The sequence below is a fragment of the Labilibaculum euxinicum genome, assembly GCF_963678175.1.
GTDB classification, from domain to species: domain Bacteria; phylum Bacteroidota; class Bacteroidia; order Bacteroidales; family Marinifilaceae; genus Labilibaculum; species Labilibaculum euxinus.
In genome coordinates, this window is record NZ_OY782756.1 from 173,230 (window position 1) to 195,819 (window position 22,590).

A 22,590-nucleotide genomic window follows, 5' to 3' on the forward strand; every position below is an offset into this window, starting at 1 on the left:
CCGATACTGATATGTATCGATCGTGAGGCGGTTTTTTTTCAATTAAAGAGGTTTTATCTATAATAGCTAAAAAATGAACATTACAAAAACCAATATTGATGATTTAAATGCTGTAATCAAATTACAGATTGTTCAAGAAGATTACGAAACCCGAGTAAACAATGTGTTGAAAGACTATCGTAAAAAAGCAAATATCAATGGTTTCCGTGCAGGTAAAGTACCTATGGGTGTGATTAAAAAAATGTACGGAACTCCTGTTTTAGCTGATGAAATTAACAAAATTCTTAGCGAGGAGCTAATGAAGTATATTCGTGAAAATGATTTAAATATCATGGGCGAACCTCTTCCAAATGAAACTGAACAAAAGGAAATCAACTGGGAAAAAGACACTGAATTCGAATTCTCTTTTGATATTGCTTTAACTCCTGAATATACGCTTAACCTAAGCAAGAAAGATAAAATCGACTTCTTCAAAATTATTGTTGACGAGAAAATGATTCAGAGCGGTGTTGATATGCACTCCCGTCGTTTCGGATCAAACAATGCTGCTGAAGTTGTTGAAGAAAAAGAACTTTTGAAAGGTAACTACGCTCAGGTTGATGCTGACGGAAAACTAATTGAAGAAGGAATTGTTAGCGAAAATGTTGCCATGTCTTTAGAATACATGAAAGACGAAGACGCTAAAAAGAAATTCATTGGAGCTAAAAAAGATGATGTAATAGTTTTCAATCCTGCTAAAGCTTTTGAAAACAAATCAGACATCGCTTCTATGCTAAACATTTCGAAAGAAGAAGCTGAAACATTAGACTCTGATTTCCAATTTACAATTACCGAAATCACCAAATTTGTTAATGCTGAATTGAATCAGGAATTATTCGATAAAGTATTTGGCGAAGGAACTGTATCTTCAGAGGAAGAATTCAAGAATAAAATTAAAGAAGATATCGAAAAACAATTGGTTAACGACAGTGACTACAAATTCCTGATCGATGCCAAAGCCAAATTGGTGAAAAAAGCAAAAATTGAACTTCCTGAAGTATTCTTGAAACGTTGGATTGTTTCTACAAACAAGGATATGACCGCAGAGCAGGTTGATACTGATTTTGCAAATTATGCTGACGAATTCAAATGGCAATTGATCAAAAACAGATTAATTCAAGAGAATGATCTGAAAGTTAGCCAGGAAGAAGTTATGGAATTTGCTAAAAAACAAGCATTAATGCAATTTCAGCAATACGGAATGATGGATGTACCTGAAGAGTACTTAAACAACTACGCTCAGCAAATGATGCAAAATCAAGACGAGCAAAGAAAAATTTATGAGCGTAAAGCTGATGATAAAGTTGTTGAATACATCAAAGGAACCGTTAAACTGGACGAAAAAGAGATTTCTACTGAGGATTTCAACAAGCTGTTTGAATAAGTCGGTACACCTTAATACGACATTAAAACCACGCTTTCAAAAAGCGTGGTTTTCTTTTTGTCTTATAAAATACAGATTTTGTTAAGCCATTCTTTTCAAATGGGGAAAATTTAACTAATTTAGGTCTACGAAATATAAAATCACTTCGCTATGATACCAAAAGATGAATTCAATAAATTTGCTACAAAGCACATAGGCATAAGCAGCCTAAACTTAGATAGATACACTTCAATCCACAACAGCTACATCTCTCCCACTATTATTGAGGAAAGACAGCTAAATGTTGCGTCAATGGATGTGTTCTCCCGTCTTATGATGGATCGGATTATCTTCCTTGGTATTCCAATTGATGATTATGTAGCCAATATTATCATGGCACAATTGCTGTTTTTAGAATCAACAGAGCCTTCAAAGGATATCCAAATCTATTTCAACACTCCCGGAGGTTCAGTGCATGCGGGTTTAGGAATTTACGATACCATGCAGTACATCAAGTGTGATGTTGCAACTATCTGTACGGGAATGGCTGCTTCGATGGGTGCTGTTTTATTAACTGCAGGAACAAAAGGAAAACGGTCTGCTCTTAAACACTCAAGAGTAATGATTCACCAGCCAATGGGTGGTGCTCAAGGACAAGCTTCGGATATCGAAATTACTGCGCGCGAAATTTTAAAACTGAAAAAAGAACTTTATACTATTATTGCTGATCATTCTGGAAATACTTACGAAAAAGTTGAGAAAAACTCTGATCGTGATTATTGGATGACAGCCACGGAAGCAAAGGAGTACGGGATGATTGACGAAGTGCTTATCCGTGAGCAATAAGCTAACTAAATAGAAATCAGAATAACAAAATGCAGAGTTAAGCATAAAATTCTTAACTTTGCATTTTTAGTATAACAAATAAGAAACATGGATAAATGCTCGTTTTGTGGGAGAGAAAAGAAGGATACAAATCTTCTAATTGCCGGAATCAGCGGTCATATTTGCGATAGCTGTATCGAACAGGCCTATGCTATTGTACAGGAAGAATTAAAGAATCGTACTGATATCAACCTAAAAGAGATTCAATTATTAAAACCAACAGAAATAAAGACATTTCTTGACCAGTATGTAATTGGACAAGATGATGCAAAAAAATATCTTGCGGTTGCGGTATATAATCATTACAAGAGATTACTGCAGGAAAGAGATGACGAAGATATTGAGATTGAAAAATCGAATATTATCCTTGTTGGAGAAACTGGAACAGGTAAAACCTTATTAGCCAGAACAATTGCCAAGATGCTTCATGTGCCGTTTACTATTGTTGATGCCACGGTACTAACCGAAGCTGGTTATGTTGGTGAGGATATTGAATCGATCTTAACAAGGCTTCTTCAGGCATCAGATTATGATGTTGCTGCTGCTGAAAAAGGAATTGTGTTTATTGATGAAATAGATAAAATTGCCAGAAAAAGCGACAATCCTTCCATTACCCGAGATGTGTCAGGTGAAGGTGTTCAGCAAGGATTACTCAAATTACTGGAAGGATCGGTTGTTAATGTTCCGCCTCAAGGAGGAAGAAAACATCCTGATCAAAAAATGATACCTGTAAATACCAAAAACGTTTTATTTATATGTGGTGGTGCATTTGATGGTATTCAAAGAAAAATTGCTCAACGATTAAATACTCAAATTGTTGGATTCAATGCCAACAAAGAAAAAGAACAGATTGATCAGGATAATTTATTGCAATATATTGCCCCACAGGATTTAAAATCTTTTGGTTTAATTCCTGAGATTATTGGTCGTTTACCTGTTCTTACCTACTTAGAACCTTTGGACAGAAGAGCATTGAGAAACATTCTGACAGAGCCTAAAAATGCAATTTTAAAACAATACACCAAGCTATTTAAAATTGACGATATCGAATTGACATTTGAAAACAATGCATTGGAATATATTGTAGATAAAGCATTGGAATTTAAACTTGGAGCCCGTGGATTAAGATCCATTTGCGAAGCAATCATGATTGATGCCATGTTTGAATTACCAACAAGCGGTCAGAAGAAAATTGATATTGACAGAAAGTACGCAAGTGAGAAACTTGAAAAAATAAACCTCAAGCGTTTAAAAGTCGCATAGAAAAAGCCGGATAATATCCGGCTTTTTTCTTTTTATAATGTTATTGATATATTTGCTCCGAATGCACTTACTGTGGCCTTAGCATCACAATCAGACTCAGACTCAGGATCTCCTCCTCCAAAATTTACTATACCATCACCAATATCGCTTAATGAGAAATCGGCCTTCCCGCCTATAATATTCTTACACGAATAAGCATAGATTAAGTCACTACTACTTTCCAAATTAAACAATGCTCCATCAGGAGTTTCACCCGAAAGACTCGTTGTAAATTTAAAAATATCATCAGTATAATCAGTCAAACCTTCCTCACTCTTAAAAAAAGTGTAAACATTGTTTATACTTGCTACAGTAACTGTATAAACCGTTTCCCCGGTTCCACTAATTAAAAATTCAGCATTTTCCATTTTCATGGAAAAATATTTTCCAGCGGTTTCTCCGGTTATCTGAAACTCAATTGCTCCGGTTATGGAATATCCATAAGATTTGAAATCCTTTAAACGAATATCAAAAGATTTCAGATCTTCATCTTTAGGATCTACAATTACTTTTCCTTTAAACGCAGCACCATTCGAAGAACATGTTACTGTTCCATAATCCAATACAATTGAATCAAGCACAAAAGTCTGTGAATTTCGATGAACTGAAGCCTTCAGGCATTTAGCTACATTTGTTGTGATCAAATCACCTGTGAATTCCAATTTATGCATCGCAATACCATTCACATCCATGGCTAAATCGTTAAATACATTTTCTATTTGCAGAGTAAGCTCGGCAGGAACAGAGAACACGTCAAGAATAATATCTTCAGGATCTGATCCTGTTGAACATGAATTCACCAATAAAAAGCAAAAGGATAATGCTAAACCTGAAATAAAACGCCTCATATATACTGTTATTTTCTAATGTAATCGATAAATGAATAAGGAACTTCGTTTTTTTCATCTGGAAAACAATCCTCTCTGTTGACTGATTTCCATTCTTTTAAATCCAAAACCGGAAAAAAAGTATCTCCTTCAAAATCCTTATGAACTTTTGTGTAATATATCTTATTAGCCTTAGCCAAAGCTTCTTTATAAATAGTTCCTCCGCCAATAATAAAAACTTCCTCCTGATCCGAAAATTTTTCCAAAGCCTCCTCTAACGAATTAACAACAACGCATCCTTCTGCCACATAATCCGCTTGACGGGTTATAATTACAGAAGTTCTGTTTGGCAATGGCTTACCTATTGATTCGAAAGTTTTTCTTCCCATAATAATGGTATGACCTGTGGTTAAAGCTTTAAACCTTTTTAAATCGGCAGACAGCTTCCAGATTAACTGATTATCTTTTCCGATTACCTGATTTCGGGAAACGGCAACAATAATTGATACATTCATAATGTTTAGTTTTAAATGGAAATTGCTCCTTTAATATGAGGATGTGGATCGTAGTTTTCCAAACTAAAATCCTCAAATTTAAAATCGAATATACTTTTAACCTCAGGATTTATTTTAAGTACCGGAAGTTCCTTCGGCTCTCTCGACAATTGCAACTTTACCTGATCCATATGATTCATGTAGATATGCGCATCGCCCAAGGTATGTATAAACTCACCTGGTTCCAAATTACACACCTGAGCCATCATCATTGTTAAAATAGCATAGGAAGCGATATTGAACGGAACACCCAAAAATATATCAGCACTGCGCTGGTACAACTGACAGGAAAGTTTGCCATTGGCTACATAAAACTGAAACAGTGCATGACAGGGAGGCAAAGCCATATTTTCAATATCAGCCGGATTCCATGCACTTACAATTAACCTTCTTGAATCAGGATTATTTTTAATATCATGCACCACTTGCGTGATCTGATCTATTGATTCTCCATTGCTTTTTGGCCACGATCTCCACTGGTATCCGTAAACATGTCCCAAATCGCCGTTTTCATCAGCCCACTCGTTCCAGATTCTAACACCATTGTCCTGAAGATATTTCACATTGGTGTCTCCATCTAAAAACCAAAGCAATTCGTGAATTATTGATTTTAAGTGAAGCTTCTTAGTAGTTAATAGAGGAAATCCTTTGGATAAATCGAAGCGCATTTGATGACCAAAAACACTTACGGTTCCCGTTCCGGTTCTGTCTTCTTTCTTATTCCCTTCTTCGAGAACTCTTTCTAATAAGTGAAGATATTGTTGCATAACTAATTGTCAAAATTTAATTTTTAAAGATAAAACTATTTAACGACTTCCTTATAAATAGTTCGAAACGATATAACCACACCACAATAATTCCTAAAAAAACACGAGGAATAATCAACCAGCTCAAAGGCACACCAATAGCTGCAAATAATAGCGGGTCTTCTAATTGTGAATGGGATACAGCGATGTGATGATTTAATAAATCAGCTTCCGATTTTGTCATTTGTCCCTTTTCAACTTGTTCTATCATGATGGCTGAACCATATGCCAAACCCAAAGTATTAGCAACTATCCATGAAAAGGATGTGGAATCGGGCAGTCCCATTATTGACTGAAAAGGAGCCAACATTCGCGACAGCCATTTAATAACACCAAAAACTTCCAGAATTCGCTGCAAGATCATCAACAAGGTAATCAGAATTATTACTTTTAAACTTAATACCAACGAAGACAAAAGCCAAGCTGCAAACATTAAATTAAAAGTTTCCTGCTGTACAGAAACGCCAGCCTGAGCATGAAATGAATCTGCCGGCAAAGCCCAATTTAAAAATAACCCAAGCACAAAACTTCCTGTCAATCTTAGAATTATCATTCGAAACATCGACGATCCTGTTTTTTTTAGAACCGCTGTTTCAATTATAAAACCGTGTGCCACCAAACACATTGCTGCTAAAATTGTAACCACCCGACCCTCCAGCTCCAAACTGGTAATTACAGCAATCGCCGTATAAATATTCGTGAAAATACTGGTTAGTAAAACAAATGCCGATTCTCCCGGCAAGCCCATGTACTCAAATACAGGCTGCAAATAACCCGAAACCAAAGCCAATATTCCCGTGTAGTTGAGCAACAACACGCCAAAGGAAACCGGAATCATGATACTCAAAAGCCACTTAGATGTAGAATAGGCTTTTGGAATAGATTCCCTGACAGCTGCAATGACTTTAGCTTTCGGCGACAGAGTTTTATCACGAACTGAACTTTCCTGAATCATTTATATTCAACTTGAGTGAAGTACAAAAATACTTTTTTCAATCAATTTATAGGTCATCTCCAACACATACATTTACCAAATTAGTTCGCTAAAAATTAAGACCGCTCTATCTAGAATGTTTTCATATCACTTGTAATTGTCATAAAAAGACAATGCCGATGTTTTAAGAATCTATTTTTTTAGTTAGTTTTGACACTTCTGATTTTCAAAAGAGTAAAGATTTCAATCGTTATTAACGAATCCTCGGGCGAATTTCAAATTAAGACTACGAAAACAACCAATAACCAGTAAGACATATCAAATACTAACCTATTTTTTAAAAACATCGTTATGGGTATAAAAAATCGTCTGATAGTAATGAACTTCCTTCAATTTTTTGTTTGGGGAGCATGGTTAATAACTATTGGTGGTTATTGGTTTCAAAACAAAGGCTGGTCGGGAACAGAATTTGGCGCTATTTTCTCAACAATGGGCATAGCATCCTTGTTTATGCCTGCTATTGCGGGAATTATTGCCGACCGTTGGGTTAATGCCGAAAAACTTCTTGGAATCTTCCACATTTGCGGGGCAATAATACTTACTCTTTTACCCCAAGCAAACACTCCTGCGTCTATGTTTTGGCTGATGCTAATTAATATGTTTTTTTACATGCCAACTATTTCCTTGTCAATTACAGTTGCCTATTCGGCATTAAACAAATCGAATATGGATGTGGTTAAGGAATATCCACCCATAAGAGTTTTTGGAACTGTTGGTTTTATTATTGCCATGTGGACTGTTAGTTTGCTTAAAATTGAAACTTCAGCATTACAATTCTACGTAGCAGCCCTAGCCTCTCTGTGTCTTGGTTTCTATGCATTTTCTTTACCAAAGTGTAATATCTGCAAAGAACCGCGGGATAAATCCATTGTCAATTCGTTAGGACTAAATGCTTTTCGGTTATTCAAAAATCCTAAAATGGCAATGTTCTTCATTTTCTCGATGCTGTTGGGAGCTTCTCTTCAACTAACCAATGCCTACGGAGATACATTCTTGCACGATTTTGCAAAAATAGATGCATACAAAGAACTAATTGCTGTAAAATATCCAGCTATCATCATGTCGATTTCTCAGATATCTGAAACCCTTTTCATTCTTGCCATTCCTTTCTTTCTAAAGAGATTTGGAATAAAAAAAGTCATGCTAATAAGTATGATCGCATGGGTTCTTCGATTCGGACTCTTTGCTTTTGGTGATCCATCAGGTGGATTATGGATGATAATTCTTTCTTGTATTGTATATGGAATGGCTTTTGATTTCTTCAATATTTCAGGTTCGCTATTCGTTGAAACCTCGAGTGATTCAAGCATGCGTGCAAGTGCTCAGGGATTATTTATGATGATGACCAATGGATTTGGTGCCATTTTGGGAAGTTGGTCAAGTGGTCTCATTATCGATACATTCTTTAAAGGCGAGGGAGATCTTTTTAATTGGGAAGGGATTTGGAGTACATTTGCAATCTATTCCCTAGTTGTTGCCATTTTCTTTGCAATTCTGTTTAAGCACAAGCACGATCCAAAACAACTGGCCGAATTTAGCCACTAAATATATACAACAAAAATGGCAAGTGAAAACTTGCCATTTTTGTTTTTAATTATATAATACTTTGTATTTTTTTAAACAGATTCTCCCCGACGATCAATTTCATCACGAATCAGTGACGCTCGTTCGTAGTCTTCATCACGAACTGCATCATCCAGCATCCCTCTAAGCTGTGCAATAGAATATTCGGTAAATTGACTCCTCTTCTCAGGCTTAGATACCTCTGGGTCTGTTTGTCCGGCAATCATCGGATCTTCTGCTTCTCTCTCAAGACTTAATACGATTCCTGCTTTCTCAATTATTTCTTCTGTTGTGAATATTGGACACCTAAAACGCAGAGCAATGGCAACAGCATCAGATGTGCGGGAATCTATCCGAATACGACTTAATCCTTTTTCGCATATTAACTCTGAGTAAAAAATTCCCTCTTCCAACCGATAAATATTTACCTCAACAACATTCACCGCAAAGGCTTCAGCAAAACTTTTAAAAAGATCATGAGTTAATGGTCGTGGAGGCTCTAATTCCTCCAACTGAATAGCAATTGACTGAGCCTCTACACCACCTATAATTATAGGAATCCTTCGGTCTCCATTTTCTTCAGACAAAACAAGTGCATAGGCTCCTGTTTGAGTCTGACTGTACGACAATCCTAAAACGTTAAGTTTTATCTTCCCCATAAAAACTCCTCTTTTTTTCACCAATCAATTAACAAATATAAGAATTGTTTTTAATTGACTATTAACAATAAACTGAGGTTACTTCTCATCTTCACCAATACCTGCTGATTTACTTCTATTTACAAAATCAATTAGCAACTTCGAATTCCTTTTCATCAATCACATATATACCATATATTGATTTTCTCAATCGTATCTATGAAGATACGTATTATAGCCAAAGAAATCCAAAAGCAGCCATGGAAACTTATTGATTTTATTTTTGTGAAATCAATTGAAATAAGATCCAAATCGAAAAAAAAGAATCAAAATGATTCATTTACAGGAGTAAAACTTTGTTTATCAATTATTCTTTTTTATTTTTGCAATCCGAAATAAAATTCTTTGGGGGTTCACCAAGAGGTATATTTAATGTTTAAAATAACCCACCCTCAGGAACAAACCGTAAAATTAGAAATAATGTACGTAATTGTAGAAATCGCTGGTCAGCAATTTAAAGTTGAAAAAGACCAAAAGATTTTTGTTCACAGACTATCTGCTGAAGAAGGCGGACAAGTAGAGTTCCCTAAAGTACTTTTAGTGGATAACGATGGTGAGATAGTAGTTGGTGCTCCAACTGTTGAAGGAGCTAAAGTAACTGCTAAAGTTTTATCTCACATGAGAGGTGACAAGGTAAAAGTATTCAAAAAGAAAAGAAGAAAAGGATACAGAAAACTGAACGGACACCGTCAGGACCTTTCACAAATTCAAATTGAAGAAATTGTTGCTTAATCCTTAAAAATATAACAAAATGGCACATAAAAAAGGAGCCGGTAGTTCTAGAAACGGTAGAGAATCGGAAAGTAAGCGATTAGGAGTTAAGATTTTTGGTGGGCAATTGGCTAAAGCTGGAAGCATTCTTATTCGTCAAAGAGGAACAAAACACAACCCAGGTGAAAATGTAGGTATTGGCAGAGATCATACTCTTTTTGCTCTTATTCCTGGAACAGTGGTTTTTAAAAAGAAAAGAGATAATAAATCTTACGTTTCTATTGAACCTTTAGCTGAATAGATTATTTAGCTTTAAAATATTTAAATCTCCTGCTTTATTTCGTATAAAGACAGGAGATTTTTTTATTTTTATAACCTGAAAGTTATAGATATAATCATTAACAAAAGATACTGATGTTAAGCCTCAAATACCTACAGGAAAATAAGGAAGAAGCCATTAAGGCTTTAAAAATCAAGAATTTCGACGCAACAGAAATCATCGGAAGAATTATCATTCTTGACGAAAAAAGAAAAGAAAGCCAAGTAAAATTAGATGCTACACTGGCAGAAATGAACGGTTTATCGAAAGAAATCGGAATGCTTTTTAAAAGTGGAAAAGCTGATGAGGCGAATGCTGCAAAAGAAAAAACCGGAGAATTGAAGGATTCTATTGCCGAATTAACTGCGATTCAGAACAGTACAATTCAGGAATTAAATGATTTGTTGCTTCAAATTCCAAATACACCGCATTCATCTGTTCCTGCCGGTAAAGGTGAAAACGAAAATGTTGTTGAAAAAACGTGTGGAACTATTCCAAAACTGCACGCCGATGCAATTCCTCACTGGGAATTAGCTAAAAAATATAATATTATTGATTTTGAATTGGGAAATAAAATCACCGGTGCTGGTTTCCCTTTATACAGAGGCAAAGGTGCAATTCTTCAGAGAGCCTTAATCAATTTCTTTTTGGACGAAAACCGCAAAGCCGGTTACGAAGAAGTAATTCCTCCACTAGTTGTTAACGAAGCTTCTGGATACGGAACCGGACAATTGCCAGACAAAGAAGGGCAAATGTATCACGTAACTGAGGACAACCTGTATTTAATACCTACAGCTGAAGTTCCGGTAACAAACATTTACCGTGATGTTATTTTGAAAGAAGAAGATTTCCCGGTAAAAAACACCGCTTATTCTGCTTGTTTTAGAAGAGAAGCCGGATCGTACGGAAAAGATGTACGTGGCTTAAATCGTCTTCACCAGTTCGATAAAGTAGAAATTGTACAATTACAGCATCCTGATAAATCATACGAAGCCCTTGAAGGAATGGTAGCCCACGTTGAGGGTCTTATCCTGAAATTGGAACTTCCTTACCGCCTGCTTCGCTTATGTGGTGGTGACACCAGCTTTACTGCGGCTCTCACCTTCGATTTCGAAGTATTTTCTGCAGCTCAGGACAAATGGCTTGAAGTAAGTTCTGTTTCTAACTTTGAAGCCTACCAATCGAATCGTTTAAAATTACGATACAAAGGTAAGGATATGAAAAAACCTGAACTGGCGCATACTTTGAACGGAAGTGCACTGGCATTGCCCAGAATTGTAGCCGCCTTGCTTGAAAACAACCAAACTCCTGAAGGAATCCGAATTCCAAAAGCATTGGTTCCTTACACTGGATTTGAGCTAATCGACTAAAAGATATTTACTTAATTTTATGGCCCGGTTCGAAACAACCGGGCTTTTTTTATATTTTTGAGTAGAGTATCATCTTTAAAAAACTGGTTTTGAAAAAATTCATAGTAAGCTTTTTTGTTCTGATTTCCTTCTTAGGATCTGAATACAGCTATTCACAAAACAACATCCAAACAGAAAGTCAACTGGCTTTTAACTACTTTCGTGATAAAGAATACAGACCGGCATCTTCCCTATTCTTTAACCTGCATAAAATTACGCGGTCAAGAACTTATTTCAACTACTATATTGATTGCTTAATTCAACTTGAGGATTATCAGGAAGCAGAGAAATCAATTAAAAAAGAAATTAAAAAAAATCCGGACGACCGAAGCTTTTTAATAGACCTGGGATTCGTTTACAAAATGGCCGGAGAAAGTGATCAAAGTCTGGCTCAATACAATCAGGTTTTAAAAAAAATGGTTCCTGTCAGAAGTGAAATCACTAGTATTGCTAACGCTTTCGTAAGAAAACGCGAATATGAATTCGCCGTTAAAACTTACAATATCGGCAGAAAAATTATGAATCAGGAGCATCTCTTTCACATGGAACTGGCAACTATTTTTCTGTCTCAGAGAGATTTTGAAAAGATGGTTGCAGAATACCTGCTGGCACTTTCAGTTGATCCAACACAAATAAAAACTGTAGAAAACCATTTGCAATCCGCACTCCTTCAGGATATCAATTCAAGTTTGGATCCCATTCTAAAAAATCAATTGCTGCAAAAAATACAAACTGAAACTGAAAACCTCAGCTTTAAGGAATTGTTACAATGGTATTTTATGCAGAAAAAACAGTTTCAAGCTGCTTTCACACAAGCCAGATCGATAGATTTAATTGGAAAAGAGGATGGTTCCCGCCTGCTATCCTTAGCAAGCGCTGCAAGAACAAATGATGATTTTAAAACTGCTCTTGAATGTTATCAACATGTTGTTGATAAAGGATCTTCATCGCCCAATTATTTAAATGCCCGCGTTGGTGATTTGGAAACCCGCTATCTTCTGCTTCAAAAACAAAATTCAACATCAAAATCTGATTGGATTGAGCTTTCCGGACGATATAAAAAATTCTTTTCGGAAGAAAATACTGCATTGCAGAACAGTTCTGTTCTAATACAATACGCACACATCAATTCATTCTTTTTGAATCAATCGGCAGAATCAATCGAACTATTAGAAAAAGCATTGGCAAGTTCAGGACTTAGCCAACAAAACAGATCGGAATTAAAACTTGAACTGGCAGACATCAAGCTATTTACCAACGAAAAATGGGATGCAATTCTACTGTATTCACAAATCGAAAAATCAAATAAAAACAACACGATAGGCTTCGAAGCAAAATTCAAAAAAGCCAAAGTGTCTTACTTTATGGGTGAATTAAAATGGGCCAAAGCTCAGTTGGATGCACTAAAAGGTAGTACTTCGAAACTAATAGCCAACGATGCAATTTTCCTATCGCAATTGATTAGTGACAATACTACTTTAGATACAAGCTACACAGCTATGAAAATTTATGCTGAAGCAGAATTCCTGATGTATCAGCGAAAAGATTCTTTAGCCCTTCTTAAGCTGGATGAATTGCTTAAAAATCATCCGGGACATTCACTAACTGATGAAGTTTATTTTCTGAAATATGAAACTTTCATCAAAGCAAATAAAACAGAAAAAGCACTTTTGGCCTTGTCCAAAATTATAGAAGAACATCCATACGAAACTCTTGCGCCGAAGGCATTGTTCACACAAGGAGAACTGCTTCAGAAGTTAAACGAAACAGAAAAAGCCATGGAGAACTACAAAAATATTGTGACTGAATATTCTGACAGCATATACTCTGTTGAAGCCCGAAAAAAATTAAATGATTTAAGAAAGTGAAATTTAAATACCTTTGCAAAAACTAAAGACTGCAATCAATGATTATATACAATACCAGCTATTTGATTGAAAATTCTATGGAGAAAGAGTTTTGTGAATGGATGAAAACAAAATTTATCCCTTTACTTAAAGAAACCGGAACTTTTTCCGCCAATTATTTTTGCAAAGTAATGGTTGCTACAGAAAATGAAGGTTTGACCTATTCACTTCAACTTCTGTTCAAAAACAAAGAATTATTCACAAAGTATCACTGTAGTTTCGAGCCAAGAGCCAAAGCTGTTTTCGAAGCAAAATACAGAAGCCAGGTGATGAGTTTTTCATCCTTGCTGGAAGAAGCATAATTTCCAAGACTTTGGATACGCAAAAGAAAGCATACATTTACGCCCTGTCAGCAATCTTTTGCTGGTCAACAGTAGCGACAGCATTTAAAATTGCATTGCACGGAATGGATTTTCTTCATCTTTTGCTAATCTCTTCGGGAATAGCCGTGCTTTTTTTGGGCTGTTTACTTTTATTCACATCTCAATTACAAAAAACTTTTTCAGGAAGCACAAAGGATTATATTCGATCGGCAGGATTGGGCTTTTTAAATCCATTTCTATACTATTTGGTGCTTTTAAAAGCTTACTCAATACTGCCTGCTCAATTTGCTTTGAGTCTGAACTACATTTGGCCAATTACCTTGGTACTGCTTTCGATCCCTTTATTAAAACATAAAATTGGATGGAAGAGTATCTCATGCATATTGGTAAGTTTTTCGGGCGTTGTGATTATTGCTAACAAAGGTTCATTCACATCCATTCAAACCCCAAATACCTTTGGAGTACTGTTAGCCCTCTCCAGCTCTGTATTTTGGGCTCTGTTCTGGTTGTTTAATGTTCGCGATTTAAGAGAAGAAAAAGGCAAACTATTTTTGAACATGGCTTTTGGATTTCTTTATATACTGATATCTATCTTCCTGTTTTCTGAATTTCGCATGCCTGACAACAAAAGTATTTTAGCGGCTGTATATATAGGTGTCGTAGAATGTGGAATTGCAGCTGTATTCTGGTTAAAAGCATTAAAAATGACAAGTTCAACAGATAAAATAAGCAATCTGGTTTTTTTAAGTCCGTTTGTTTCCTTGCTGTTTGTTCATCTTATTATCGGAGAATCTATCTATCTTAGTACTCTTGCAGGACTGGTACTTATCATTTTGGGTATTGTACTGCAAAAATTTATTCGAAAAACCAATTCAATTGAGTAACGACAGAATAATTATGGGAATTGATCCTGGCACCAATCTAATGGGCTACGGACTAATAAGAGTTGTAGACAAAAAACCACAAATCTTGGTTTCCGGTGTCTTGGATCTCAAAAAGATTTCTGATCCCTACATTAAACTTCAGAAAATTTTCCAACGTACACTGCAGGTAATTGATGAGTACAAACCCGATGAATTAGCTATTGAATCACAGTTTTTTGGAAAAAACATTCAATCAATGCTTAAATTAGGACGGGCTCAGGGTGTTGCAATTTCAGCAGCATTGCATCGCAATATTCCCATTTTTGAGTACGCACCAAAAAAAATTAAACTTGCGATTACCGGAACCGGACTGGCCTCAAAAGAACAATTGGCAACCGTTCTTCAACGTTTTTTTAATCTGAAGGAATTCCCACAAAATTCGGATGAAACGGATGCCATTGCAATCGCAATGTGTCATTTTTTTCAGTCCAATAGCATTGCATCTGCAGGGAAACCAAAATCCTGGGCAGATTTTGTAAAAAAGAATCCGGGCAGGGTCAAATAATTTTAAATTGGATCAAAAAAAAAGCCACTTAAAAAGTGGCTGATATTTCTATTGGAAGAATTGATTCTATTTAAAATTCTCTCTAATTTTTGCCGCAATTTCGGCCAACTTATCCGATGCTATTTCCAATTTTGGATTCGCAAAGTTTAAATCTCCAACATTATTTATCGGAACCAGATGAATATGAGTATGCGGAACCTCTATACCAATAACAGCAATTCCAATTCTTTTGCATTCAATGGTCTTCTTAACGGCCTTAGCTACGCGTTTGGCAAAAAGATTTAATCCAGTTAAAACATCATCATCCAAATCAAAAATATAGTCAACCTCCTGCTTTGGTATTACCAAAGTGTGACCTAATGCCAAAGGACTGATATCCAAAAAAGCAAAAAAATTCTCATCTTCAGCTATTTTATGGCAAGGAATTTCGCCATTTACTATTTTTGTGAAAATTGAAGCCATATCCGTGTGTTTCTGATTTTGTACCCGCTTTAATTATAACGAAATATCAATAATTTCAAATGGAATTAAACCATTTGGAACCTGAATTTCAACAACATCACCAATAACCTTACCTATTAAACCTTTGGCAATTGGTGTATTGATTGATAGTTTCCCTTTCTTAAAATCAGCCTCGGTTTCCGACACTAAAGTATAAGCCATTACAGTACCATTTTTTTGATTCTTAATGGTAACCTTAGTCATCATCTGAACCTTCGAGGTATCAATTTTAGTCTCATCAATTACCCGACTGTTTGCCAGAATACCTCTTAATTGTGAAATTTTGGCTTCCAATAAACCTTGAGCTTCTTTTGCAGCATCGTACTCAGCATTTTCCGACAAGTCTCCTTTATCGATTGCTTCTCCAATTTGTTTGGAAATATTAGGACGTTCGATCGTCTCTAGATGTTCCACTTCTGCTCTTAGTTTTTTTAGTCCTTCGGCTGTTACATATGAATAACCAGACATAATTCCCTCCTATTTAAATTCTTATAATTCTTATCTATTTGATCGATAACGATCTAAAAAACAAAAAGAATTTCGATTTTTCGAAACTCTTCCGGATGCAAATATACAAATTTAGTATAAACGAACCCTTACCTGCATTAAATAACAGGAATCAATAAAAGTATACTTTATTTTTTGCTTTAGGTGTACCTTCTATCTAAAATCTCTTTGTAAATAATGGCTTGGCGCCAATCGATTTCTTCTTCCTGATCTTCTTCCAACTCATTCTCATGCTTACTATCACTATAGATTGATTTTAAATCATCAAAAACAGGTTCTTTTTTCTCTTCGCGAACCTCTTCCTTCAGTTCTTGCAATCTTGTATATTCCTCCATCATTGTTTCCTTTTGCTCGGAAATTGTATTTTCTACAGGCTGAACGTAAGGTTTGGGTATTTCGTTGCCCAACAAGCTCTCAAAAAGTGATTCGAATCCACCCTGAATTTCAGGCTCCGACCGTTGAAGAATTTCCTCATCATCGGGAGGCTGAACAGCTACCGGCTTCTTTTTTTTGAGAGCACCAACAATAACAAAGAGTGCCACTATAACATAGTATAATATATTCCCCCAACTATCGTCCATACTGATACTGTTAAAATTAATTTAAAAGCTTAATTTTGCGAATGCCTGCACTAATAACGGCAACCATTACGTTATATAAAGAGTAAAACAAACTACAATGAGCCACAATAAATCAAATTTACCACTTTTTTTTCTTTTCTGTCTGATAAACATCACTTTTTGTTCCTGCAGTAAAGATACTAACGTGGATGAGATCATCCCATATACCTACGTGAAGGGAACCATCTATCTTGATTTTTACAGCGAACTAAATTCTGTAGGTAATGCCCTTTACTTTGATGAAATAGACGCATCCGTCGGATATAACGGGCATGGATTTATTGTAGTGAGAACAAGCACCTCTGAATTTACTGTATTTGATGCAACCTGCACCAATGATAAAGATTCAGAAGAACATCTGAAAATTGAGGGTTCCTACGCAGAATGTCCTGTTTGTGGAAGTAAATTTAGTTTGTTAACCGGTGGATGGCCTTTTAATGATTCAGAGGCTAAGTACAAATTAAAAGAGTATAGAAATACTTACTACTCCGGTAACAACACTCTAAAAATCCGCAATTAAATTTATTCCAAAACAATAGTTCCCTAACCTAAGGAACTAATTTTCACACGTTAAAAATAAGAAATTCAGGATACAATCAAAATATAATAAAGTTTACTTTTTAAAAAAGTAATTACATAAAGTCTTGTTTCACTTTACAATAATGCATAATTTGATAGGAAATTCACCTAATTAATTTAATCTCTATCCTATGAAAAAAGCATTATTACTACTAGTGTTCGGGGTACTGCTAACTCCTTTCGCAAGTTTTGCCAGCGAAGCAGACCTGGTTGTTCCCGATTTAAGACAGAGTGTTTTTGACGGACTTGGTGGCATAAATGGCTGGAACTTGTTATTTTATGGCATTGTAGTTATCGTTTTGGGTTTATTCTTCGGAATGATTCAATTTAATAGAATTAAAAATCTTCCTGTACATCATTCAATGGCAAAGGTTTCCAATATTATTTACGAAACCTGCAAAACTTACCTATTGCAGCAAGGTAAATTTCTAATTATTCTTTTTCTGATTATTGGTTTTGCAATTTCCTATTATTTTATTGGTTTAGCTCACGTATCCATCCCAAAAACTATGCTTATTCTTCTTTGGACAGTACTGGGAATATTAGGATCGTATGGAGTTGCCTGGTTTGGAATCAGGATAAATACTTACGCAAACAGCCGCACATCATTTGCAGCGCTTAAGAAAAAGCCCTTCGATGTAATGTCCATTCCATTGCAGGCAGGTATGAGTGTTGGTCTTCTTTTAATTTGTATCGAGCTGATTATGATGATCGCTATTTTGCTGTTTATACCTGGTGATAGTGCCGGTGCTTGTTTCGTGGGTTTTGCTATTGGCGAATCATTAGCCGCTTCGGCTCTGCGAATTGCCGGTGGTATTTTCACCAAAATTGCCGACATTGGTGCCGATTTAATGAAAATTGTATTCAAAATTGGTGAAGATGACCCACGTAATCCTGGAGTTATTGCCGATTGTACCGGTGATAATGCAGGTGATAGTGTTGGACCAACTGCTGATGGGTTTGAGACTTATGGTGTTACCGGTGTTGCATTAATTACTTTCATTATTTTGATGTTTGGTGAAACCGGATTAATGCCAAACGTTGGTTTTGCATCAACTCTTATTGTCTGGATTTTCGCTATGCGTGTCCTGATGATCTTCACATCAGTATTTGCTTATTTGGTAAATCAAGCCATTGCAAAAGCAAGATACAGTCAAGCTGATCATTTTAATTTTGAAGCTCCGTTGACTTCTTTGGTTTGGATTACTTCGATTATTTCAATTGTTGTAACTTATGTAGTCAGCGACATCCTAATATCAGATCTGCCTGAAGGATTGTGGTGGAAACTTTCAACAATAATATCCTGCGGAACACTTGCCGCTGCGGTTATCCCGGAATTAACCAAAGCATTTACCAGTTCGAGTTCCCGTCATGTTCAGGAAGTGGTTACTGCTTCCCGGGAAGGTGGTGCATCCTTAACGATTCTTTCGGGAATGGTAGCCGGTAATTTCTCTGCTTTTTGGAAAGGTATGGTAATGATGGCTCTTATGGCAACTGCATTTTACACCGTTCAAGACATTGCCATATTTGGCGATTATCCTGGAATTTTCGCCTTTGGATTAGTGGCTTTTGGTTTCTTGGGAATGGGACCCGTTACCATTGCTGTTGACAGTTATGGTCCGGTAACAGATAATGCTCAATCGGTTTTTGAACTATCTCAGATAGAAAAGATTCCAAACATTAAAGAGGAAATTCTTAACGATTTTGGTTTTGAACCTAATTTTGTAAGTGGCAAACACAATTTGGAAGAGAATGACTCTGCCGGAAATACCTTTAAAGCTACAGCCAAACCCGTATTAATTGGTACTGCAGTTATTGGTGCAACAACAATGATTTTTGCAATTATCCTTTTGCTTAAGGGGACTATTCTCTCGAATGGGGAATCATTGCTGCAAATTCAATTGACCGATCCATCTGTGATTCTTGGTTTAATTACTGGCGGGGCTGTAATTTTCTGGTTCTCGGGTGCATCCATGCAGGCTGTTACTACCGGAGCTTATCGTGCTGTTGAATACATCAAAAGGAATATCGATTTGGAGAAGACAGAAGCCGACATTGAAGATTCAAAGAATGTTGTGAGAATTTGCACTCAGTATGCACAAACAGGAATGTGGAACATTTTTGCCGTAATTTTATGCCTGACACTGGCATTTGCCTTCTTTAGTCCGAACTTCTTTGTAGCCTATCTTATTTCCATTGCCATTTTTGGTTTGTTTCAAGCCATGTATATGGCCAACGCAGGCGGTGCGTGGGATAATGCTAAAAAAGTGGTTGAAGTTGATTTAAAAGAGAAAAACACACCGTTACACGATGCTACAATTATTGGTGATACTGTTGGTGATCCATACAAAGACACATCATCAGTAGCCTTGAACCCTATCATCAAGTTTTCTACTTTATTTGGACTATTGGCAGCCGAAATTGCCATTGAACTGATTGTTCAATCAGATAAAACAGGAAATATAAATTACGCCCCTTACATTGGAGCTGTTTTCTTAGTAATTGGTTTGTTCTTTGTGTACCGTTCATTTTATGGAATGAGAATTCCCGCAAAGGAAGTAAACACTTCCACTCCTCAGACAAAACATGAGGAAACACAAATGGGAAGTAATCATCAGAATCAGATAAAAATGGACGTAGCCGGCAAAACAAGTAACTAGCTATTGCATTGAAATACAAAACCCCGGAGAATTTCTTCGGGGTTGTTTTTTAGCTGTGTTACTTATTTATCCCAACAGACTTATCACTTCCAATTTGTCCTTCGCCAACTGAGCTTTCAACTCATCAAGGGATGCAAAAAACTGTTCGTTACGAATGCGCTGATAAAAATGAATTGTAATATTTTTGAAGTAGATATCCTGATTAAAATCCAATATATGAACCTCGATAGACCGGTTATCTAACTGATTATTTACGGTTGGACGAACACCAATATTCAGCATTCCCAAATACCGTTTATCGTCCACATCAACTTTTACGGCATAAACGCCGTCTTTTGGAACCAGCTTATAGCTTTCCTGAGGATCAATGTTTGCGGTTGGAAATCCAATGGTATGTCCTAATTTTTTCCCGTTAACAACATCTCCTTTAATAAAAAACCGATAACCTAAATATTTATTTGCCATTTGAATATCACCATCGGCAATGGCATTCCTTATTTTTGTAGAGCTAACATTTATAGCATCCATATTCAAGACATCCTGACGCTCTATTTTAAAGTTTAACTGATCGGCAAAAACCTTTAAATCTTCATATTTCCCTTCCCGGTTATGCCCAAAACGATGATCGTAACCAACCACCAGATATTTCATCCCCAGTTGTTTCACCAAAATTTTTTCGACAAACTCAACGTAAGTTAATTTGGAAAATTCTTTTGTAAATGGATAAACAACTAAATGATCGATACCCGCAGCTTCGAGCAACACCTTTTTTTCTTCCAAAGTATTGATTAAGCGCAAGCCATTGTCCTCTGTATTTAAAACAAGTCGCGGGTGAGGATAAAAAGTGAATATTACAGTTTCCCCATTCACTTTTTGAGCCAATTCCTGCAAGCGACGAATCACTTTACGATGCCCAAGGTGCACCCCATCGAAGGTGCCTATAGTTACAACTGGATTAATTGCGGAAAAATCTTTTAAATCCGTATATATTTTCATGTGCCGGCAAAATTATTCTATCAAAAAATTCTCTTTCATCTCCTCCACTTCCCCAGATTTTTCGAGCTATAGAATTGAGAATACGTCTTAATTTCTTGATGCAAAAATATGAAAATTTAAGGAACAAACTCAGCCTTAAGGTAAGCGAATTAAATTTCATGCGAATGTTTGAAATAATAGGATTCGTCTGCAAGGCATATATGAGACCTGTTTTTTACGAGGAACAAATTAAATCCGGGAAGGGAATAATAATGATTAAACAGGAAATTATTAGTAAATTTCCCGCTTAGTTTCCGAATAGAATTATGAAATAATTAAATTCATTTCGTTTTTCTGTGATAATATTATGAGGATCACTTACTAAATAAGTGGTTGCATATATTCATCCGGATAAAAATTGAAAAATCTGTTGAATGTAACCAAAGAAAACCAATCATATGAAAAAATTATTATTAGCCCTACCGATCCTTTTATTCTGGGCTTGTAGTCAAAAAGACCTAGTTAAAGTAGAAGGTAAAATTGATAATGCCGAAGGTAAGGTATTGTACTTTGACAGACTGAACACTACTGGTGTTGAAGTTTTGGACTCAACTACCCTGGATGAAGAAGGTCGGTTTAGATTTAAAGTAGAAAATACCCAACCCGAATTTTATCTGCTGCGCCTTTCGAATGGAAAATTAATTACCCTTTTAGCTGAAGCCAACGAGAGCATTCTTGTTTACAGCAAAAGTGAAAATATGGGAAAAAATTACATTGTTGAAGGCTCCAAAGGATCTAAATTAGTTAAGGAGTTAAATGATAAACTGAATGAGACAAAGGATCAGCTTGCATCTATTCGTAAAGAATTGGAAGAGAAAAAGACTGATCCGAACTATTCCAGCATTTCCCAAAACCTATTGGCAGATTACGTGAAAGCTCTTCAAAGCCAAAGAGAATTTTCAATTAATTTTATCATGAAAAATGCCACCTCTTTATCGAGCTATATGGCTTTGTATCAAAAATTAGATGACAAGACTTTTACCTTAAACGAGAACGACGACATCAAATTTGTTAAAATCGTTGCGTCATCGATGAAAGCCTTGTATCCTGAACATGATTACACCAAAGCAATTTTAAGTAATCTTGCCGATCTTGAAAAACGTATGGTCAACCTTAAAATGTCTAAGCTGATTGAAGAAAAAGGAAGTAGTTTTCCTGATATTACTCTTCCAAATGCAAAAGGAAAAGAAATTACCCTTAGCTCTTTACAAGGTAAATTTATTGTTTTAAGTTTTTGGGCGTCTCAAGATGCCAATTCTCGCAAACAGAACGCAACCTTGAAGAAGGTATACAATAAATTCAACAAAAAAGGACTGGAAATTTATCAGATTTCTGTTGATCAGAATAAAAATTTATGGACCAAAGCCATTCAGGAAGATCAGTTAAACTGGACTAATGTCTGCGATTTAAAAAACGGAAGTGCCATGGCAACCAGACTATACAATATTCAGTCAATACCATCGAACTACCTGTTGGATCAGAAAGGTGAAATTGTTGGTAAAAATCTTTTTGGTTTGGCTCTTGAAGAAAAAATTGCCGAATACGTAAAGTAGATTTACA

The 22,590-nt window shown here is 35.9% G+C and carries 23 protein-coding genes; 14 read left to right on the forward strand and 9 right to left on the reverse strand.

The genetic code is table 11. The annotated features are described in order from the left end of the window. Positions 1 to 73: 73 nt before the first annotated feature. The 3 genes from tig to clpX all read left to right on the forward strand — a co-directional run bounded on the left by tig (position 74) and on the right by clpX (position 3,550). Complete coding sequence (gene tig / locus ACY0M5_RS00785) at positions 74 to 1,423, forward strand: trigger factor (RefSeq protein WP_461630492.1); 1,350 nt, start codon at positions 74 to 76, stop codon at positions 1,421 to 1,423. Positions 1,424 to 1,573: 150 nt separating this feature from the next. Beyond that, a complete protein-coding gene (gene clpP / locus ACY0M5_RS00790) occupies positions 1,574 to 2,248 on the forward strand; it encodes an ATP-dependent Clp endopeptidase proteolytic subunit ClpP (RefSeq protein ID WP_461630493.1) in 675 nt (224 codons plus the stop codon). 87 nt (positions 2,249 to 2,335) lie between these two features. Next, positions 2,336 to 3,550 (forward strand): ATP-dependent Clp protease ATP-binding subunit ClpX, encoded by a 1,215-nt coding sequence (clpX, locus tag ACY0M5_RS00795; protein ID WP_124992590.1) that lies wholly within the window; start codon positions 2,336 to 2,338, stop codon positions 3,548 to 3,550. 32 nt (positions 3,551 to 3,582) lie between these two features. Here the strand turns inward: clpX and ACY0M5_RS00800 are convergent, their stop codons facing one another. Genes ACY0M5_RS00800 through ACY0M5_RS00815 form a run of 4 tightly spaced genes read right to left on the reverse strand, consistent with a single transcriptional unit; the run spans position 3,583 to position 6,731 of the window. Next, on the reverse strand, positions 3,583 to 4,437 hold the full coding sequence (locus tag ACY0M5_RS00800; protein ID WP_461630494.1) for a hypothetical protein: 855 nt from the start codon (positions 4,435 to 4,437) through the stop codon (positions 3,583 to 3,585). 8 nt (positions 4,438 to 4,445) lie between these two features. Next, entirely contained in the window at positions 4,446 to 4,931 is a 486-nt protein-coding gene (locus tag ACY0M5_RS00805) for a dihydrofolate reductase (RefSeq protein WP_461630495.1), read from the reverse strand. Between the two features lie 11 nt (positions 4,932 to 4,942). Beyond that, on the reverse strand, positions 4,943 to 5,737 hold the full coding sequence (locus tag ACY0M5_RS00810; protein ID WP_124992593.1) for a thymidylate synthase: 795 nt from the start codon (positions 5,735 to 5,737) through the stop codon (positions 4,943 to 4,945). A 16-nt stretch (positions 5,738 to 5,753) separates the two neighbouring features. Further along, the gene (locus ACY0M5_RS00815) at positions 5,754 to 6,731 is read right to left on the reverse strand and encodes a nucleoside recognition domain-containing protein (RefSeq protein ID WP_461630496.1); all 978 of its coding nucleotides are present in this window, start codon (positions 6,729 to 6,731) and stop codon (positions 5,754 to 5,756) included. 330 nt (positions 6,732 to 7,061) lie between these two features. Here ACY0M5_RS00815 and ACY0M5_RS00820 point away from each other — a divergent pair, with 330 nt between their 5' ends. Further along, the gene (locus ACY0M5_RS00820) at positions 7,062 to 8,315 is read left to right on the forward strand and encodes a nucleoside permease (protein ID WP_156195661.1); all 1,254 of its coding nucleotides are present in this window, start codon (positions 7,062 to 7,064) and stop codon (positions 8,313 to 8,315) included. Positions 8,316 to 8,386: 71 nt separating this feature from the next. Here ACY0M5_RS00820 and ACY0M5_RS00825 read toward each other — a convergent pair whose 3' ends face one another. Beyond that, positions 8,387 to 8,992, reverse strand: a complete 606-nt coding sequence (locus ACY0M5_RS00825; RefSeq protein ID WP_461630497.1) for a bifunctional nuclease family protein — start codon at positions 8,990 to 8,992, stop codon at positions 8,387 to 8,389. Between the two features lie 411 nt (positions 8,993 to 9,403). On the opposite strand from ACY0M5_RS00825, the gene rplU reads away from it, so the two are divergent. From rplU to ruvC, 7 genes are all read left to right on the forward strand, one after another. Next, positions 9,404 to 9,763, forward strand: coding sequence for a 50S ribosomal protein L21 (gene rplU / locus ACY0M5_RS00830; RefSeq protein ID WP_461630498.1), 360 nt, complete (start codon positions 9,404 to 9,406; stop codon positions 9,761 to 9,763). 19 nt (positions 9,764 to 9,782) lie between these two features. Next, the gene (gene rpmA / locus ACY0M5_RS00835) at positions 9,783 to 10,043 is read left to right on the forward strand and encodes a 50S ribosomal protein L27 (RefSeq protein WP_101310759.1); all 261 of its coding nucleotides are present in this window, start codon (positions 9,783 to 9,785) and stop codon (positions 10,041 to 10,043) included. Between the two features lie 113 nt (positions 10,044 to 10,156). Then, entirely contained in the window at positions 10,157 to 11,431 is a 1,275-nt protein-coding gene (gene serS / locus ACY0M5_RS00840; protein ID WP_461630499.1) for a serine--tRNA ligase, read from the forward strand. 89 nt (positions 11,432 to 11,520) lie between these two features. Next, positions 11,521 to 13,338 (forward strand): tetratricopeptide repeat protein, encoded by a 1,818-nt coding sequence (locus ACY0M5_RS00845; RefSeq protein ID WP_461630500.1) that lies wholly within the window; start codon positions 11,521 to 11,523, stop codon positions 13,336 to 13,338. Between the two features lie 38 nt (positions 13,339 to 13,376). After that, positions 13,377 to 13,679 carry a DUF4286 family protein gene (locus tag ACY0M5_RS00850; RefSeq protein WP_124992599.1) on the forward strand — a complete coding sequence of 101 codons (303 nt, stop codon included), beginning with the start codon at positions 13,377 to 13,379 and terminating at the stop codon, positions 13,677 to 13,679. Positions 13,680 to 13,690: 11 nt separating this feature from the next. Continuing rightward, positions 13,691 to 14,584: a DMT family transporter gene (locus tag ACY0M5_RS00855; RefSeq protein WP_461630501.1), complete on the forward strand. Its 894-nt coding sequence runs from the start codon at positions 13,691 to 13,693 to the stop codon at positions 14,582 to 14,584. Next, positions 14,577 to 15,128: a crossover junction endodeoxyribonuclease RuvC gene (ruvC, locus tag ACY0M5_RS00860; protein WP_124992601.1), complete on the forward strand. Its 552-nt coding sequence runs from the start codon at positions 14,577 to 14,579 to the stop codon at positions 15,126 to 15,128. The genes ACY0M5_RS00855 and ruvC overlap by 8 nt, the downstream gene beginning before the upstream one ends. Before the next feature lie 66 nt (positions 15,129 to 15,194). Here ruvC and ACY0M5_RS00865 read toward each other — a convergent pair whose 3' ends face one another. From ACY0M5_RS00865 to ACY0M5_RS00875, 3 genes are all read right to left on the reverse strand, one after another. Beyond that, entirely contained in the window at positions 15,195 to 15,590 is a 396-nt protein-coding gene (locus tag ACY0M5_RS00865; RefSeq protein ID WP_461630502.1) for an HIT family protein, read from the reverse strand. Positions 15,591 to 15,623: 33 nt separating this feature from the next. Beyond that, entirely contained in the window at positions 15,624 to 16,097 is a 474-nt protein-coding gene (greA, locus tag ACY0M5_RS00870) for a transcription elongation factor GreA (protein ID WP_124992603.1), read from the reverse strand. 179 nt (positions 16,098 to 16,276) lie between these two features. Further along, entirely contained in the window at positions 16,277 to 16,717 is a 441-nt protein-coding gene (locus ACY0M5_RS00875; protein ID WP_156195664.1) for a hypothetical protein, read from the reverse strand. Between the two features lie 97 nt (positions 16,718 to 16,814). Here ACY0M5_RS00875 and ACY0M5_RS00880 point away from each other — a divergent pair, with 97 nt between their 5' ends. Together ACY0M5_RS00880 and ACY0M5_RS00885 are read left to right on the forward strand one after the other, a co-directional pair. Continuing rightward, complete coding sequence (locus tag ACY0M5_RS00880) at positions 16,815 to 17,276, forward strand: Rieske (2Fe-2S) protein (RefSeq protein ID WP_461630503.1); 462 nt, start codon at positions 16,815 to 16,817, stop codon at positions 17,274 to 17,276. 190 nt (positions 17,277 to 17,466) lie between these two features. Continuing rightward, a complete protein-coding gene (locus ACY0M5_RS00885) occupies positions 17,467 to 19,995 on the forward strand; it encodes a sodium-translocating pyrophosphatase (protein ID WP_461630504.1) in 2,529 nt (842 codons plus the stop codon). Between the two features lie 66 nt (positions 19,996 to 20,061). Here ACY0M5_RS00885 and ACY0M5_RS00890 read toward each other — a convergent pair whose 3' ends face one another. After that, positions 20,062 to 20,991 carry a bifunctional riboflavin kinase/FAD synthetase gene (locus tag ACY0M5_RS00890; protein WP_124992607.1) on the reverse strand — a complete coding sequence of 310 codons (930 nt, stop codon included), beginning with the start codon at positions 20,989 to 20,991 and terminating at the stop codon, positions 20,062 to 20,064. A gap of 437 nt (positions 20,992 to 21,428) precedes the next feature. Between ACY0M5_RS00890 and ACY0M5_RS00895 the strand changes: the two genes are divergently transcribed. Beyond that, on the forward strand, positions 21,429 to 22,583 hold the full coding sequence (locus ACY0M5_RS00895; RefSeq protein ID WP_124992608.1) for a TlpA disulfide reductase family protein: 1,155 nt from the start codon (positions 21,429 to 21,431) through the stop codon (positions 22,581 to 22,583). The last annotated feature ends 7 nt before the right edge of the window (positions 22,584 to 22,590 follow it).

Coding starts and splice junctions, on each gene's coding strand:
- ACY0M5_RS00880 (WP_461630503.1), top strand. CDS start 16,815: ATGAGCCACAATAAATCAAATTTACCACTTTTTTTTCTTTTCTGTCTG.
- ACY0M5_RS00865 (WP_461630502.1), bottom strand. CDS start 15,590: ATGGCTTCAATTTTCACAAAAATAGTAAATGGCGAAATTCCTTGCCAT.
- ACY0M5_RS00820 (WP_156195661.1), top strand. CDS start 7,062: ATGGGTATAAAAAATCGTCTGATAGTAATGAACTTCCTTCAATTTTTT.
- tig (WP_461630492.1), top strand. CDS start 74: ATGAACATTACAAAAACCAATATTGATGATTTAAATGCTGTAATCAAA.
- ACY0M5_RS00800 (WP_461630494.1), bottom strand. CDS start 4,437: ATGAGGCGTTTTATTTCAGGTTTAGCATTATCCTTTTGCTTTTTATTG.
- clpP (WP_461630493.1), top strand. CDS start 1,574: ATGATACCAAAAGATGAATTCAATAAATTTGCTACAAAGCACATAGGC.
- ACY0M5_RS00825 (WP_461630497.1), bottom strand. CDS start 8,992: ATGGGGAAGATAAAACTTAACGTTTTAGGATTGTCGTACAGTCAGACT.
- ACY0M5_RS00895 (WP_124992608.1), top strand. CDS start 21,429: ATGAAAAAATTATTATTAGCCCTACCGATCCTTTTATTCTGGGCTTGT.
- ACY0M5_RS00850 (WP_124992599.1), top strand. CDS start 13,377: ATGATTATATACAATACCAGCTATTTGATTGAAAATTCTATGGAGAAA.
- rplU (WP_461630498.1), top strand. CDS start 9,404: ATGTTTAAAATAACCCACCCTCAGGAACAAACCGTAAAATTAGAAATA.
- ACY0M5_RS00810 (WP_124992593.1), bottom strand. CDS start 5,737: ATGCAACAATATCTTCACTTATTAGAAAGAGTTCTCGAAGAAGGGAAT.
- ACY0M5_RS00815 (WP_461630496.1), bottom strand. CDS start 6,731: ATGATTCAGGAAAGTTCAGTTCGTGATAAAACTCTGTCGCCGAAAGCT.
- ACY0M5_RS00875 (WP_156195664.1), bottom strand. CDS start 16,717: ATGGACGATAGTTGGGGGAATATATTATACTATGTTATAGTGGCACTC.
- ACY0M5_RS00885 (WP_461630504.1), top strand. CDS start 17,467: ATGAAAAAAGCATTATTACTACTAGTGTTCGGGGTACTGCTAACTCCT.
- rpmA (WP_101310759.1), top strand. CDS start 9,783: ATGGCACATAAAAAAGGAGCCGGTAGTTCTAGAAACGGTAGAGAATCG.
- ACY0M5_RS00805 (WP_461630495.1), bottom strand. CDS start 4,931: ATGAATGTATCAATTATTGTTGCCGTTTCCCGAAATCAGGTAATCGGA.
- serS (WP_461630499.1), top strand. CDS start 10,157: ATGTTAAGCCTCAAATACCTACAGGAAAATAAGGAAGAAGCCATTAAG.
- ACY0M5_RS00890 (WP_124992607.1), bottom strand. CDS start 20,991: ATGAAAATATATACGGATTTAAAAGATTTTTCCGCAATTAATCCAGTT.
- greA (WP_124992603.1), bottom strand. CDS start 16,097: ATGTCTGGTTATTCATATGTAACAGCCGAAGGACTAAAAAAACTAAGA.
- clpX (WP_124992590.1), top strand. CDS start 2,336: ATGGATAAATGCTCGTTTTGTGGGAGAGAAAAGAAGGATACAAATCTT.